The sequence below is a fragment of the Mesorhizobium sp. WSM4842 genome (genome assembly GCF_055901575.1).
Genome location: NZ_CM148372.1, coordinates 5067955 through 5082895, shown reverse-complemented (window position 1 = coordinate 5082895; position 14941 = coordinate 5067955). Strand labels below are relative to the sequence as shown.

Below are 14941 nucleotides of genomic sequence, written 5' to 3'. Positions count from 1 at the left end.
ATGTTGGCACATTTAATGCGGGGATCACCAGCCGATATGCGGTGATTAAGCGGGGGACGCATCATGGTTTCAACGACATTGGAACGGCCGGACAAGTTTCGCATCGGCAGGGTTTTCAACAATATTTTTGCGGTCATCGGCCGCAATCCGGGTCTGTTGGTCGGACTGGCGGCTCTTTTTTCCGCCCTTCCGGCACTGGTGCTTAACCTTTGGAATTACAGAAATTTTGCCAACCTCGATTTTGCCAATCCCGAAAGCATGGCGGTTACCGATCCCTCGGCGATTCTAGGCAACTCGTTAATATCGATGGCTTTTGGCTTGATATATTTTGTGCTGGCTTTGTTGTTTCAATCGTCACTGGTGAGGGCGACGATAGAAGACTTGAACGGCAAGCGCCCGGCAATCGGTGACTGCATCCAGATCGCTTTGCGTTGCATATTCCCGACGCTCGGCATTGGCCTGGTTGTCTTCCTCACCATGATCCTCGCGATGGTGGTGATGATGTTCGTGGCTGGTATGCTTATGCCCGTTTTTGGAGCCCTCATTGCGTTCATAGCGTTCATAGCGTTGCCGGTTCCAGGCATCAGGCTGCTCCTCGGTGTATCGGTTTCCGTGCCCGTGCTGATCCAGGAGCGCCTTGGCGTGTTTGGTTCGATGTCGCGTAGCCGTGCTTTGACGAAGGGTAGCCGCTGGTCACTATTCGGTCTTTTGCTGATTCTGTTCTTGGCGGCGATTGCCATCCAAATGGCATTCGCTTTGGTGTTTGGATTGGCTTTCGCCCTTACCGGCAGCCTCTCGACGGTTGGCCTGATTGTCGGCGCGATTGGAAGCGCCGTTGTGTCGACAGTGGTGTCTACATTGATATCGGTTGCCATCGCGGTCAGCTATGTCGAACTCCGGCAGGTCAAGGAAGGCACTGGCATCGACGAGCTGGCGGAGATTTTCTCATAGCGGGGAGGTCGCCGCCTTCGTCGCATCAGCAACGGCCTGAACTGGACAGGGTACCTCATGGTTTCAACGACACTGGAACGACCGGACAAGTTTCGCATCGGCAGGGTTTTCAACGACAGCTTTGCGGTCATCGGTCGTAACGCCGTGCTTTGCTTAGGACTTGCGGCATTGTTTTCGGGTTTGCCGACTCTTGTTTTTCAACTTTGGGCGTTGAGACAGGACCCGGCCGTCCCCTTCGACCCGAGCACTTTCGGCGAGCAGAACCTGGTATTCGGCTATACCGCCGTCACGATGGGTGCCGGCCTTGCTTCGTATATCCTGTCGCTGTTGCTTCAGGCGTCACTGGTGCGCGCAACCATCGAGGACCTGAACGGCAAGCAGCCTTCGTTCGGTGACTGCATCGCGAAAGCAGTCTCCTTCCTCCTGCCGACGTTCGCCATTGCCCTGTTGGTTGGTTTAGGCGTGGGCCTCGGTTTGATGCTGCTGATTGTGCCTGGCATCATGTTGGCGCTCCGTTGGTCGGTCGCGGTACCGGCACTGGTGCAAGAGCGGCTCGGCGTGTTCGGCTCGATGGCGCGCAGCCGCGATCTGACCAAGGGAAGCCGCTGGGCGCTGTTCGGCCTGTTCATTATCCTGATCATTATCGTGATCGCCATTGAGTTGGCGCTAGGCACTGCAACCGCGCTGTTTGGAGGGGGGATAGTGGGTGCGGTGGTGGACGCATTGGTGACGAGTGTAACGTCTATGGTGATGTCGATCGCCACCGCAGTCAGCTATGTCGAGTTGCGGCAGGTTAGGGAAGGCACCAGCGTCGACGAACTGGCGGAGATATTCTCCTGACGCGAGACATCATGAACGAAGCGACATCCGCGTCGGAGACCTTGCCCGCCGTCATGTCGGCGATCGCCTGATCGACGATGGCCGCGCCCTCTCTCGCCGATGTCCACAACGGTTACCGGTGCTGCTGTCGGAAATGACCCCGACGAGCCGCGCGACCTGTTCGGGATGCTGCTCAGGGCGGCATCGGCGAAGACTGCGCAGCCGGCGTTGTAGCGCCGGCGGGTAGCATTCCCGGCGGCAGGGGTGACAGCGGCAGACAAATCTCGTATAGTGACATAAAGATGTCTTTATGTCGCTTAAGCGCGACTGTCGCCTTGAGGATTGAAAGTGTCGCAAAACCCTTCACCGCTGGACGACCTGTTCGGTCCTGTCGCGGCAAAGCCCGACGGGTCGGAAGTCCTTGCGGCGCTGACGGCGGCGGCGCGCGAGCGCATCCTCATCCTCGACGGCGCCATGGGCACGCAGATCCAGGGCCTGGGCTTCGACGAGAACCACTTCCGTGGCGACAAATTCGCGGATTGCGCCTGCCACCAGCAAGGCAACAACGACCTGCTGATCCTGACGCAGCCCAAGGCGATCGAGGAGATTCATTATCAATACGCCATCGCCGGGGCGGATATCCTTGAAACCAATACGTTCTCCTCGACGTCCATCGCCCAGACGGACTACGGCATGGAGGATGCGGTCTACGCGCTGAACCGCGACGGTGCACGGCTGGTGCGCAGGGCAGCGGTGAGGGCTGAGCAGGAGGACGGCAAACGTCGCTTCGTCGCCGGTGCGCTGGGGCCGACCAACCGCACCGCCTCGATCTCGCCGGATGTCAACAATCCCGGCTACCGCGCCGTGACGTTCGACGAATTGCGCCTTGCCTATGGCGAGCAGCTGCGCGGTCTCATCGACGGCGGCGCCGACATCATCCTGATCGAGACCATTTTCGATACGCTGAATGCCAAGGCGGCGATCTTCGCTTGCAACGAGATCTTCATCGAGAAGGACGTGCATCTGCCGGTCATGATCTCCGGCACGATCACCGACCTGTCCGGCCGCACGCTGTCCGGCCAGACGCCGACGGCGTTCTGGCATTCGGTCCGTCACGCCAACCCGTTCACGATAGGCCTCAATTGCGCGCTTGGCGCCAAAGCCATGCGCGCCCATCTGGACGAAATATCAGGCGTCGCCGACACCTTTGTTTGCGCCTATCCGAATGCCGGCCTGCCCAATGAATTCGGCCGCTATGACGAGAGCCCGGAATTCATGGCCGCGCAGATCGAGGAGTTCGCGCGCGACGGATTGGTCAACATCGTCGGCGGCTGCTGCGGCTCGACGCCGGACCACATCCGCGCCATCGCACAGGCGGTGAAGACATATCCGCCGCGCGCTGTTCCCGACGTCGAACCGAAGATGCGCCTGTCGGGGCTCGAGCCGTTCACGCTGACCGACGAGATTCGGTTCGTGAATGTCGGCGAGCGGACCAATGTCACCGGCTCGGCGAAATTCAGGAAGCTGATCACGGCGGGCGACTATGCCTCCGCGCTCGACGTCGCACGCGACCAGGTCGCCAACGGCGCGCAGATCATCGACATCAACATGGACGAAGGCCTGATCGATTCGAAGAAGGCGATGGTCGAATATCTCAACCTGATCGCCGCCGAGCCGGATATCGCCCGCGTTCCCGTGATGATCGACAGCTCCAAATGGGAGATCATCGAAGCCGGCCTGAAATGCGTGCAGGGCAAGCCGCTGGTGAACTCCATTTCGATGAAGGAAGGCGAGGAAGCGTTCCTGCACCATGCGAAGCTCGTCCGCGCGTATGGCGCGGCGGTGGTCGTCATGGCCTTCGATGAGGACGGCCAGGCCGACACCCATGCGCGCAAGGTCGAAATCTGCACCCGCGCCTATAACCTGCTGACCGAGCAGGCCGGATTCCCGCCCGAGGACATCGTTTTCGATCCGAACATCTTTGCCATCGCCACCGGCATCGACGAGCATAACAATTACGGCGTCGACTTCATCGAAGCCGCCAGGCAGATCACCGCGACGCTTCCCCATGTCCACATATCGGGCGGCGTGTCGAACCTCTCCTTCTCGTTCCGCGGCAATGAGCCGGTGCGCGAGGCCATGCATGCCGTGTTCCTCTACCATGCCATCCAGGCGGGCATGGACATGGGCATCGTCAACGCCGGACAGCTAGCCGTCTACGACACCATCGATCCGGAATTGCGCGAAGCCTGCGAGGATGTCGTCAACAACCGTCAACCGAAGGGCGGCGGCACGGCGACCGAACGCATGCTGGAACTCGCCGAACGTTTCAAGGGCACGGCGGGCAAGGAGGCGCAGGAACGCGATCTCGCCTGGCGCGACTGGCCGGTCGAGCAGCGCATTTCGCACGCACTGGTCAACGGCATCACCGAATTCATCGACCAGGACACGGACGAAGCACGACGTGCCGCTGAGCGCCCGCTGCATGTCATCGAAGGTCCTTTGATGGCAGGAATGAATGTCGTCGGCGACCTGTTCGGCGCAGGAAAAATGTTCCTGCCGCAAGTGGTGAAATCGGCCCGCGTCATGAAGCAGGCCGTTGCCGGCCTGCTTCCGCACATGGAGGCGGAGAAGCTGGCGAACGCCGCCAATGGCGTCGACACCGGCGAGCGCCAGACCGCCGGAAAGATCCTGATGGCGACGGTGAAGGGCGATGTGCACGATATCGGCAAGAACATCGTCGGCGTGGTTCTCGCCTGCAACAATTACGAGATCATCGACCTCGGCGTCATGGTGCCGGCGGCGAAGATCCTGCAGACGGCGCGCGAGCTAAAGGTCGACATCATCGGCCTGTCCGGCCTGATCACGCCCTCGCTCGATGAGATGGTGCACATGGCCGCCGAGATGGAGCGCGAAGGTTTTGACATTCCGCTGTTGATCGGCGGCGCGACGACCAGCCGCGTGCACACGGCGGTAAAAATCCATCCGCGCTATGCCAGGGGCCAGACGGTCTACGTCACCGATGCCAGCCGCGCGGTCGGCGTGGTGTCGGCACTTTTGTCGAACGAGACCAGGGGCGGCTATGTCGACAATGTTCGTGCCGAGTACAAAAAGGTCGCCGATGCGCATGCGCGCAGCGAAGCCGACAAGCAGCGCTTGCCGCTCGCCAAGGCGCGTGCCAACGCCCACAGGATCGATTGGTCGGCCTACGCGCCGCCAAAGCCGTCCTTCCTCGGCTTGAAAACTTTCGCAGCCTGGGACCTGGCCGAGCTCGCGCGCTATATCGACTGGACGCCGTTCTTCCAGACCTGGGAGCTGAAGGGGCGCTACCCGAAAATCCTCGACGACGAGGCGCAAGGGCCGGCGGCACGCCAGCTCTTCGAGGACGCCCAAGCGATGCTGGCCAAGATCATCGCGGAAAAATGGTTCGCGCCGAAGGGGGTCATCGGCTTCTGGCCGGCGAATACCGTCGGCGACGACATCAGGCTTTTCACCGACGATAAGCGCTCGCAGGAGTTGGCGACCTTCTTCACGCTGCGCCAGCAGCTGACCAAGCGCGACGGCAAGGCGAATGTCGCCCTCTCGGATTTCGTCGCGCCTGCCGACAGCGGCAGGGCCGACTATCTCGGCGGCTTCATCGTTACCGCCGGCATCGAGGAAGCAGCGATCGCCGAGCGCTTCGAGCGGGCCAACGACGATTACTCGTCGATCATGGTCAAGGCGCTGGCCGACCGTTTCGCCGAGGCCTTCGCCGAGCGTCTGCACGAACGCGTGCGCAAGGAGTTCTGGGCCTATGCGCCGGACGAGGCTCTGGCGCCGGACGAGCTGATCGGCGAACCCTATCGCGGTATCCGCCCGGCGCCCGGCTATCCGGCGCAGCCCGACCACACCGAGAAAGCGACGCTTTTCCGCCTGCTCGAGGGCGAGCGCAATGCCGGCGTCAGCCTGACCGAAAGTTTTGCGATGTGGCCGGGCTCCTCCGTGTCCGGCATCTATCTGTCGCATCCCGAAAGCTATTATTTCGGCGTCGCCAAGGTCGAACGCGACCAGGTCGAGGACTACGCGCGCCGCAAGGCCATGCCGCTAGCCGAGGTCGAGCGCTGGCTGGGGCCGATACTCAACTATGTGCCGGCGCAGGGACTTGACGCAGCCGCGTGAAATCGCGTCGCGAGGCTGACAGGGCGAGGAGCCGCCACCTCCATGACAGCAGCCTTGTCCTGATTGCGCGCTCGTTCTGCACAGAGACGTGATTGGCACGTCCGCCTTGGCCAGGGCGGTGGTGAGACTGGCCTGCAGCGGTGGTGCACCGACCCGCCTCGGATTGACGCGCGCCACATTAGCTGCAAAGTATATTAACGTTCTGTTTACCAAATATTAGTCTCGGCAGGGGGGGCAATTTGGAACTGTTTCTGGGTGCGAACCGCCTTAATTGGGATGATCGGGCCGAACTGCATTCGACCGACACGACGGGCAGCTACCACATAGAAAATGTACTGGCTGGCGGATCCAATCTCTATGAGCTGGAAACGCGCGAGGTCGGTGACATTGTCGGCAAGGATATCGTCCATTTGCAATGCCACATCGGGCTCGACACAATCAGCTTGAAGAATTTGGGCGCGGGCAGCGTGACCGGCCTCGACTTTTCACCGACGGCGATCGCAGCGGCGCGGGATTTCGCTGCAAAGGCAGGCACTGATGTGCGCTTCGTGGAGGCGCCACTGTTCGAGGCAGTCGAAGCGCTTGGCCGGACCTTTGACATCGCTTACGTTACCTGGGGTTCGGTAAACTGGCTGGACGACGTGTTCCGCTGGGCGCGGGTGGTTGCAGATCTCCTGCGGCCCGGCGGCCGGCTCTATCTGGCCGAGGGCCATCCATTGATGTTCCAGTGTGACCGCAAGGCTGCGGCGCTGGAGTTCAAGCATGACTGGCGAACGCCAATAGCTCGACCACTCGCATGGAACGAGGAACTCACCTATACCGGTGATGACCGCATCTTGAAACATCCTCGCTACTATGAGTGGATTCATCCGGTCAGTGACGTGGTGAACGCGCTGATTTCAGCTGGGCTGACGCTTGATTTTCTCAATGAGCATGACACGGTTTCGTGGCAGCACTTTTCCTTTGCCGTGAGGGCCGGCAAGGATATGTACGGCTTGCCAGAGAACTCTCCCAAGATCCCAATGGCCTATTCCATTGGTGCGACGAAGCGTAGCGTCGGCAAGATACCATACCTGGTTACCCCCAAGTCGATTGAGGGCCACTAGTCCTACTATTGATCCCGTTTTGCATTGTCGTCTCGTCGATCTGATGCCGGAAAGGTGAGCACGGTTATCCCTCGACGGTGGGGATCGCCGAGCTTTTCCTGCTCGCAGCGGCGGTCGAGTCGATCGCCCGAGGGCAACCCATGCACCTTCAGCGACTGCAAGCAGTTCTAGGACGTAGATATTGGCTCATGCTGAGCCTGAATCAGAATCCGCAGCGATATAAAAGTCTCAGTCGGAAAACGACCCATTGCGGACCTACGCCTAGTAAGGATATGTTGGCGAAGCGCGCGTAGGCATCCCGCTTCATCATCGCGCATGTTCCATGAAAGCAAAGAATAGATTCGACTCGCTCATGCACGCGGTCTGTGCTGGTCATGGCTATTGTGGAGGAATGCACGGCGACAAGTTCATGCATGTCACCGATTTCATTCCTCAATCAGGTGATGTTACAGCGGATCAATTCGTGGAATGGGTTTTTCTAGCTGAATATGAGAACGAGAGTGAGCGAATGTCTCCCAGATGGGATCGGCATCGCCAGAGGATACGAGGCTTTTTTATTGAGCATATGGGATCTGATGTTGTCGATGCCAGCCAACTAAAATGGGGCGTGAAGGGCTAAGCCAATCCCTTTATTCTGCTTCCCATCGATCTCGGTCATGCCGCATTTTATGAGTTCACGGCCTAAGGTGTCAGCCGGAGCCGCAGGTCCGTGTCATCCACTCCGGCGACCTCAGGCGGCTGGAAAGTGCAAAGATTTTAGGACTCGTGAAGGTCAAAATTAAATATTGATAGCTAATATTCCTTGGTCGGGGTTGGCCCGAGAACCTGAATAGCAGCTGAGGAATCGGCTATTGGCTCTTTTCCGCGCTAGGTTCGGCGGTATTAAGAAGGCTGTTTTCTCGTCGGCAAATATCCCGGCGGCAATGGCGGTGATAGTTATTGCCGTTGGCGCAGCGTTCGCGGACCACCAGAACAAAGTCGTCTCGGATCAAGCCGCCCGTGCGGATGTCCTGGCCAAGGTCAATCTTATCCGCGCCAAGCTTGAAGGTAACATCAACGGAAACCTTCAACTGGTGCAGGGACTGGTCGCGACGGTCGTGACTGAGCCCTATATGGGACAGCAACGCTTCGCCTCGCTCGCGAGCAACCTGTTTGGCAGGGGCTCGCAATTGAAGAATATTGCCGGCGCGCCCGATCTGGTCATTTCCCTGATGTACCCGATGGAGGGCAACGAGAAGGCGATAGGCCTCGATTACCGCAAGGACGAGCGGCAGCGTGTGGCCGCGCTAAGGGCGCGAGACGAGCGCGAGCTAATTCTTGCCGGTCCCGTCGACTTGAGGCAGGGAGGGCAAGGCTTCGTCGGTCGTATCCCGGTTTTTGTACGAAGTGCGGGCAACACCGAAAGGTTCTGGGGCATCATTTCGGCCGTTGTCGACGTTCAGCGCCTTTATAAGGCGAGCGGCCTGCTTGACGATGATCTCGGGATTGACATAGCGCTGATCGGTAAGGACGCTCTCGGTCCAAGTGGAGATCAATTCTTCGGCAATGAGCGCGTCGGCAAAAGCAATCCGGTGACAGCCGACGTTCTGCTCCCGTCCGGTTCGTGGCGGATCGCAGCCATTCCTAAAAACGGCTGGCCTTCGACGCCCGACAACGCGTGGTTCTTGCGCGCAATCATGGCGGTGGCCGGGGCGTTGGTTGTGATCCCATTCCTGGTTACGGGTCGCCTGATTGGCGAGAGACAGCGCAACTATGCGGAACTGAGTCGATTGTCGAGACGCCTGGAACTCGCTCTGGAAGCGTCGGCTATTGGCGTTTGGGAACACGATCTCGCGACCAACGAACTTACGTGGGACGACCGCGTCAATGAAATATACGGCAAACCAACTGGGGAGGGCCGCGGTTACCTGGACTGGGCAGGAGCAATCCACCCGGATGATCTGGCTGGCGCCCACGCCGATTTCGACAGCGCGATGGCCGGCGGCGGGCCATATTTGTCGGAGTACCGGATTATTCGGCCGGATGGCGAGATTCGCCATGTCCGATCCAAGGCGATAATTTACCGGGTCGCAAACGACACCCCAAAAATGATTGGCGCCGAATGGGATGTGACAGCCGATGTCCTGCTGAACAAGGACCTGGTTCGCGCAAAACAGCTCTCCGAGTCGAAAAATGCAGAACTCGAGTCGGCCAAGGCGCGCATAGAGCACATTGCGCTCCACGATTCGCTGACCGGTTTGCCCAACCGGCGTTACCTCGACCAAGTGCTGGAAGATTACGCTGCAAACGCCAGGCGCACCGGCGGGTATGCGGCACTGCTTCACATAGATCTGGATCGGTTCAAGCACATCAACGATACGCTTGGCCACGCCGCAGGCGACGCAATGCTTGTTCACGCGTCAACGGTCCTCCGATCCAAAGTCGATGGTGAGGGATTCGTCGCTCGGATCGGAGGAGACGAATTCATCGTCCTGTGCGTGGTGCATGACGATATCAAGCAACTGGCGCTGCTCGCTGACCGCGTTATCAGCCAGATGCGAGAACCGGTCTACTATCAGGGCCATCGATGCCGTTTTGGCGTGAGCGTGGGAATTGCAGTCGATAACGGAAAAGATGTCGAAGCCAAACACCTGCTGGTTAACGCTGACATCGCGCTCTACCGAGCAAAGAGGCGTGGGCGCAATCGATACGAATTCTTCACCGAGCCGATGCAAAGCGAAATCGTCGACACAAAACGGATTGCCGACGAAATTCTCGGCGGCCTTGAGCGCAACGAGTTCATTCCCTTCTACCAGCCGCAATTTGACGCAAAAACGCTTGAAATTGTTGGGGTTGAGGCGTTGGCGCGATGGAGACATCCGGAGAAGGGGATTTTGGCGCCCGACGTCTTCCTAAGGATTGCGGAAGAATTGAATGTCGTCTCGATCATCGATCGAAACATATTAGAGCAATCGCTTTTGGATCTCGATGGGTGGTCTGCTGCGAATCTTCACATCCCGCGGGTGTCAGTCAACGTTTCGGCACGCCGCCTTCAGGATGAGGAACTCATAAAGAGTCTTAGGAAACTAAATATCAAGAAGGGAGCAGTTGCATTCGAGCTCGTTGAATCAATTTTCCTTGACGAAAATGATGATTTTGTTACCTGGAACCTTGAGCAGATAAAAGAGCTCGGTATTGACGTAGAAATAGACGATTTTGGTACGGGCTACGCCTCTATAGTCAGCTTGCTCAAGCTGCAGCCTCGCCGGCTGAAGATAGATCGCCAACTGGTCATCCCAATTGTCAAATCGCCGCAACGAAGGCAGGTCGTCTCGTCGATCATTGAAATCGGCAAGTCCCTGGGTATCGAGGTCGTAGCGGAAGGTGTCGAGACGATGGAGCACGCACGGATACTCAAGAGCTTGGGCTGCGACATACTGCAGGGCCATGCCTTCGGGCATGCGCTGGATTCCGACGGACTAAAGGCCTTTGTTCGATCTCGGCGTTTGCGCACGGAACGGATTTTGGATGAACCGCTCCGGTTGGGTAGAGTATAAGCGCATACGCCTCACGTCACAGTGTAGCGCTTCGCTTGAGTCTTAGGATTTGGAGATTGGCCGATCACGGCAGAGGAGTTCTGGGGGCCCATGCACCCGATGAGACCCGGCCCCGGACGAGCTGATCGGCGAACCCTATCGCGGCATCCGTCCGGGGCCGGCCTATCGACGCAGCCCGATCACACCGAGAAGGCGGCGCTGATCCGCCTGCTCGACGGCGAGCGCAATGCCGGCGTCAGCCTGACCGAAAGCTTTGCCATGTGGCCGGGCTCCTCCGTGTCCGGCATCTAACTGTCGCATCCCGAAAGCTATTATTTCGGCGTCGCCAAGGTCGAACGCGACCAGGTCGAGGACTATGCGCGGCGCAAGCGCATGCCGCTCTCCGAGGTCGAGCGCTGGCTCGGCCCGATACTCAACTATGTGCCGGCGCAAGGGCTTGACGCACCCGCGTGAGGCGGGAAATTACGGTGCCTAACTGATTGGGCGAGGAGCCCCATGAATCATCAAGGGGCGTCGGAGGATCGTCGGTCGACCCGTTCCGAATTGGTCAGGGCTTCGCCAAGACGGCCTACGGCTTGTTTCAGTGCCTTTTCCGCGGAATCCGTCAGCGATTTGGCGCCTCCCTCACAAACGGCGCCAGCATCGCCTTGCGCGTTGCCTCTAGCGGAGACGGCCCAGCGGCTTGGTTGCGAGGGGGACTGGCAGCTTGAGGCCGCTGGGCCTTGACCACCAGCGAGCGTAACAGGAGGCGCTGTGGTGGCCTGACCAAAAACTTGCGCTCAAGGCAACGGAATAGCATCATTCGAACGAACACTGTGAGGGAACCTATTGTTCTGTCGGCAGCGGCTCTCATGGTCAGAATCTGCATGGTGGAGCACCTGGCCGAGGTCACGCATGTCGAATGTCTGGCCACAGACGGGGCAGAACTGGAAATGCCCTGCTTCGTCGTTGGCCGGCGGCCCGTGGCGCCTGCCCTTGATGCCGGTTGCCGGGGTTGTTGGTTCGATCTCGTCTCACGTTGGTCAACACCGCGCTTTTGATAGGACGGCCCGACAGCTTATCGGGGTTGACCAGCGGGCCGCCGGGCCTAACCGGCGTGAGGGGATTGAGAGCGGCGCCGGCTGGGGTGGCATTCTAATCCCCTTAATGCGCTACTGCTAATATAGTAAGGCGGATGCGGCATGCGAGATCCTTCTCCCATTGCAGGTGCCGGCTACCCCCAATCTCCAAGTTGATCAAACGACAGTTGCTCCCTTAGCCTGCAAAAATTGCAGGTGTCAGCAACGCCGGGTGTTGGAACCCGGCAATTGGGGGCAATTGGGGAGACGCATCATGACCGATCCCATCATGGACTTAGTCGAAACGGCCATCATCCCCGATGTCTTCATTTCAGGGATGGCCGACATGGAAAATTTGGGAGACGGGAATTTCAGGTGCATATTTTACAGCCGGCAGCGAGCGATCTACGAGCGTGGAAAGTTCGAACACGTGATTGTGTGCCGCCTCGTCATGTCGGCTGGCGCGGCTCATGCGATGCTGAAACAAATCGCACATGCCGTTGAACGAGGATCGGATAACACAGATTCCATCGGCGTTCCTGGTGGGGCACTTCAATGACAATCCTTCGTCTGCACCCCGCCATCGCCTAAAGGAATTAACGAGCCCCTGCTTGAAGTGCACACCGAGCACTTGCCGAAGCGCCTGATAACCCATAAGCCGATGAAGGTGGTGGGTGGCAAAAAGCGTGGTTCACCGAACGATTTCGGGGATGATTTTGTGAGCGACTGTCAGTCGCTCGCGGGGGGGGCCGGCGCCACGCTCAGTCCTTTGCATCGTCACCGTCTTGCACAGAGCCATCGTTTTCATCTGCCGGGCTTTCTAACCCGGCTAGTTGCCGGTCGGCTATTTCTTTAGCGAGGCCCACCAGAGCATCGACCTCTTGCATCTGGTCCACGTGACCGCCATTGGCGACGCGTTTCCGGATCCTCTTCAGTTGGTCAGAGGTAAGTCGCAATATTCCGGCGATGGACAGCTTCTTGGCCACGCCTGCATCTCCTGCATCTCAACCCACGAGACAAGCAAGCGTTCCGGCTCGGCGGTAATTCCGCTGTGTAGAAGCCATAAGGTGCCTCGCAATGGGTCAATACGTCTGGCACCGCAATTGCATGGTCAAGTATGGGGGAATGGGGTGGAGGCCCGTCGCTTCGCAAATGTAGCGGCGGGTCTTCTACATAAAGGTCGCGCCCCAGCCTACGCGTTGCCGTCCGTCTCGCTTTCCTCGTCTATCGTGCGCACAGGCAGATAGGCGTTGGTTTCCAGCCATTCGCGCAGCACGATCTGAATGAGGTCGGACCGACCAATTTTCATTTCAGCCGCGATGGAATTGAGCGCGTTCTCCGTTGCGGGCTCAAGCGGCACGCCTGAGACGTTCCTGAGCATCAATACGGCGCGACGCAGGATGATCTGTAGATCCGCGCGCGACATGTCCGCGATGCGATCGGCAGCGTTAGTCCGCGATGATGCAACCACCGCCATGGCCTTCGCGTTTAACCGCCTTAATCCTGGCGAGCGATAAAAATGGCGGCGTTTATTCCGATTACAGTCTACCTGAATCACAAGCCGATGGTGGTCGCTTCGATAGCCGACGCCGAGATGGCGCTTCAGCAACCATGGCCACTCGTGGAAAAGCCGTCCCGGCTTGAAGCAATCCGAATGATCGAGGAATGCCTGGCCGGACATTGCAGTCACCAAGCTGCGTTCGCTGCTTTCAAGGCGGCCGCATCTGAACAGGGACTTCTTAAGCGAAAGCGTCCAAGCGCAGGCCTTAAGAAGTTTGACGGGGTTGCTGAAGACCTGATGTAATGAGGTGGAACGGCCCGCTCCATGCTGCTATCGCGATTTCCCGCAACCCTTACAAATCGTTACAAATCAATGACTTATGTTGCTGTTCGTTACACGCCTTTAGCAACATGGTTTTTAGCCGTTTTGGTAGCTAAGTGCTTGAAATTACTTGGCTGGGGAACCTGGATTCGAACCAGGACTAACGGAGTCAGAGTCCGTGGGTCTACCGTTAACCTATTCCCCAGCAGGCGCGGTTGAAGAAAACCGCGCGGGCAGGGCGGCGATGGCGCCGCGCGTGCCTTGTAGCCGCCGCCGGAAAATAGTCAAGCCTGCCCGCCCTTCAATCAGCGCAATTGCTTCAGGTTTTGACTTGCCCTCACTCTTGCCCATTCCGGGGCGAGCCGCTTGTCTCGTGGGCTCTCCCTTCTCCCCTTGTGGGAGAAGGTGGCCGAGCTCCGCTCGGTCGGATGAGGGGTGTTCCAGCTTGGCATCGCCGCGTTCCGTCCAACACCCCTCATCCGGCTCGGCGCTGCGCGTCGATCCACCTTCTCCCACAAAGGGAGAAGGAAGAAGGGGCGGTGCCCAGGGCGGTGCCCCTCAATTCTCACTCCGCCCGAGCTGTGAGTGCTCGAAATACAGCACGACGCCGAGCGCTATCAGCAGTGGGATGATCAGGTAGAACAGCCGGAACACCAGCAGTGCTGCCAGCACGCCGACCGGGTCCATATGCGACAGGCCGGCGAGAAAGACGACCTCGAACACGCCGAGCCCGCCCGGTGCGTGCGAGATCTGGGCGATCGAGAACGACACCAGGAAAATGCCGAGCACGACGAAATAGCCGGGGTTGCCTGAAACGGGCAGGGCGAAGAAGATGATCGCCGCTGCTGCCAAAAGCTCGATCGGGCCGATCAGCAATTGCCGCGCGACGATCGGCAGCGCCGGATAATGGACCTGAAAACTGCCGATCTTCAGCGGCCGGAGATGCAGCCAACTGCCGAAGACATAGGCCGCCACCAGCAGCAGCATGGCTAGGCCCGCGGCTATGGTCAGGCCATGGTGCGGTACGCCGGAGAACCGGTCGATGATTTCAGGCTCGAAGACCAGCACGAGGCCGGAGACGAGGATCGTCGACAGCACGAAGGTGATCCAGCAGATCGCCACCAGCACGCCGACATCCTTTCCGCTCAGGCCCCTGGTTCCGTAGGCGCGGTAGCGGATCACCGCGCCTGAAAATACCGAGCCGCCGATATTGTGCGACAGCGCATAGGTGGTGAATGAGCAGAAGGTGACGAACAGCCAAGAGACCTTCTTGCCGATATGCAGGAGCGCGATGTGGTCGTAGCCGGCCAGCGATGCATAGGCGATGACCGAGCTCAGCGCGGCGAGCACCCAGCCGCGGGGAGGGATGGCGACGATGCCGTCCCAGACATCGTCGAGCGAGATGCCGCGCAGCTCATGCAGCAGCAGCCACAACGAGAAGACGACCGCCGCAACGCCGACGACCGGCCAGAAATAGCGCCTCCAATTCAT

The 14941-nt window shown here is 59.1% G+C and carries 11 protein-coding genes, 1 tRNA gene and 1 pseudogene; 9 read left to right on the top strand and 4 right to left on the bottom strand.

What is annotated here, in order from left to right; translation table 11 throughout:
• Positions 1–63: 63 nt before the first annotated feature.
• The 8 genes and pseudogenes from AC0NIE_RS24765 to AC0NIE_RS24730 all read left to right on the top strand — a co-directional run bounded on the left by AC0NIE_RS24765 (position 64) and on the right by AC0NIE_RS24730 (position 12187).
• The gene (locus AC0NIE_RS24765) at positions 64–951 is read left to right on the top strand and encodes a DUF7847 domain-containing protein (protein ID WP_473487754.1); all 888 of its coding nucleotides are present in this window, start codon (positions 64–66) and stop codon (positions 949–951) included.
• A gap of 57 nt (positions 952–1008) precedes the next feature.
• Complete coding sequence (locus AC0NIE_RS24760; protein WP_473487753.1) at positions 1009–1791, top strand: hypothetical protein; 783 nt, start codon at positions 1009–1011, stop codon at positions 1789–1791.
• A 327-nt stretch (positions 1792–2118) separates the two neighbouring features.
• Positions 2119–5928: a methionine synthase gene (metH, locus tag AC0NIE_RS24755; protein WP_473487752.1), complete on the top strand. Its 3810-nt coding sequence runs from the start codon at positions 2119–2121 to the stop codon at positions 5926–5928.
• Positions 5929–6167: 239 nt separating this feature from the next.
• The gene (locus AC0NIE_RS24750; RefSeq protein WP_473487751.1) at positions 6168–7034 is read left to right on the top strand and encodes a class I SAM-dependent methyltransferase; all 867 of its coding nucleotides are present in this window, start codon (positions 6168–6170) and stop codon (positions 7032–7034) included.
• A 322-nt stretch (positions 7035–7356) separates the two neighbouring features.
• Entirely contained in the window at positions 7357–7653 is a 297-nt protein-coding gene (locus AC0NIE_RS24745) for a hypothetical protein (RefSeq protein ID WP_473487750.1), read from the top strand.
• 304 nt (positions 7654–7957) lie between these two features.
• On the top strand, positions 7958–10570 hold the full coding sequence (locus AC0NIE_RS24740; protein WP_473487789.1) for a bifunctional diguanylate cyclase/phosphodiesterase: 2613 nt from the start codon (positions 7958–7960) through the stop codon (positions 10568–10570).
• Positions 10571–10642: 72 nt separating this feature from the next.
• Positions 10643–11023: pseudogene (locus AC0NIE_RS24735) on the top strand (vitamin B12 dependent-methionine synthase activation domain-containing protein); the annotation flags it as partial.
• A gap of 879 nt (positions 11024–11902) precedes the next feature.
• Positions 11903–12187 (top strand): hypothetical protein, encoded by a 285-nt coding sequence (locus AC0NIE_RS24730; protein ID WP_473487749.1) that lies wholly within the window; start codon positions 11903–11905, stop codon positions 12185–12187.
• A 202-nt stretch (positions 12188–12389) separates the two neighbouring features.
• On the opposite strand, the gene AC0NIE_RS24725 is transcribed toward AC0NIE_RS24730, so the two are convergent.
• Together AC0NIE_RS24725 and AC0NIE_RS24720 are read right to left on the bottom strand one after the other, a co-directional pair.
• Positions 12390–12614, bottom strand: a complete 225-nt coding sequence (locus AC0NIE_RS24725) for a hypothetical protein (protein WP_473487748.1) — start codon at positions 12612–12614, stop codon at positions 12390–12392.
• Between the two features lie 206 nt (positions 12615–12820).
• Complete coding sequence (locus AC0NIE_RS24720) at positions 12821–13309, bottom strand: hypothetical protein (RefSeq protein ID WP_473487791.1); 489 nt, start codon at positions 13307–13309, stop codon at positions 12821–12823.
• On the opposite strand from AC0NIE_RS24720, the gene AC0NIE_RS24715 reads away from it, so the two are divergent.
• Positions 13193–13432: a DUF982 domain-containing protein gene (locus AC0NIE_RS24715; RefSeq protein WP_425294091.1), complete on the top strand. Its 240-nt coding sequence runs from the start codon at positions 13193–13195 to the stop codon at positions 13430–13432. The two genes, AC0NIE_RS24720 and AC0NIE_RS24715, sit on opposite strands and share 117 nt — an antisense overlap.
• A gap of 149 nt (positions 13433–13581) precedes the next feature.
• Here AC0NIE_RS24715 and AC0NIE_RS24710 read toward each other — a convergent pair.
• Both AC0NIE_RS24710 and AC0NIE_RS24705 read right to left on the bottom strand, forming a co-directional pair.
• Positions 13582–13655 (bottom strand) — tRNA-Gln (locus AC0NIE_RS24710).
• A gap of 353 nt (positions 13656–14008) precedes the next feature.
• Positions 14009–14941, bottom strand: a complete 933-nt coding sequence (locus tag AC0NIE_RS24705) for a lysylphosphatidylglycerol synthase domain-containing protein (RefSeq protein ID WP_473487747.1) — start codon at positions 14939–14941, stop codon at positions 14009–14011.

What these genes read in the sequence shown, in the direction of transcription:
- AC0NIE_RS24760 (WP_473487753.1), top strand. Translation starts at nt 1,009, where the DNA reads ATGGTTTCAACGACACTGGAACGACCGGACAAGTTTCGCATCGGCAGG.
- AC0NIE_RS24765 (WP_473487754.1), top strand. Translation starts at nt 64, where the DNA reads ATGGTTTCAACGACATTGGAACGGCCGGACAAGTTTCGCATCGGCAGG.
- AC0NIE_RS24740 (WP_473487789.1), top strand. Translation starts at nt 7,958, where the DNA reads ATGGCGGTGATAGTTATTGCCGTTGGCGCAGCGTTCGCGGACCACCAG.
- AC0NIE_RS24720 (WP_473487791.1), bottom strand. Translation starts at nt 13,309, where the DNA reads ATGTCCGGCCAGGCATTCCTCGATCATTCGGATTGCTTCAAGCCGGGA.
- AC0NIE_RS24705 (WP_473487747.1), bottom strand. Translation starts at nt 14,941, where the DNA reads ATGAATTGGAGGCGCTATTTCTGGCCGGTCGTCGGCGTTGCGGCGGTC.
- AC0NIE_RS24745 (WP_473487750.1), top strand. Translation starts at nt 7,357, where the DNA reads ATGAAAGCAAAGAATAGATTCGACTCGCTCATGCACGCGGTCTGTGCT.
- AC0NIE_RS24730 (WP_473487749.1), top strand. Translation starts at nt 11,903, where the DNA reads ATGACCGATCCCATCATGGACTTAGTCGAAACGGCCATCATCCCCGAT.
- AC0NIE_RS24715 (WP_425294091.1), top strand. Translation starts at nt 13,193, where the DNA reads ATGGTGGTCGCTTCGATAGCCGACGCCGAGATGGCGCTTCAGCAACCA.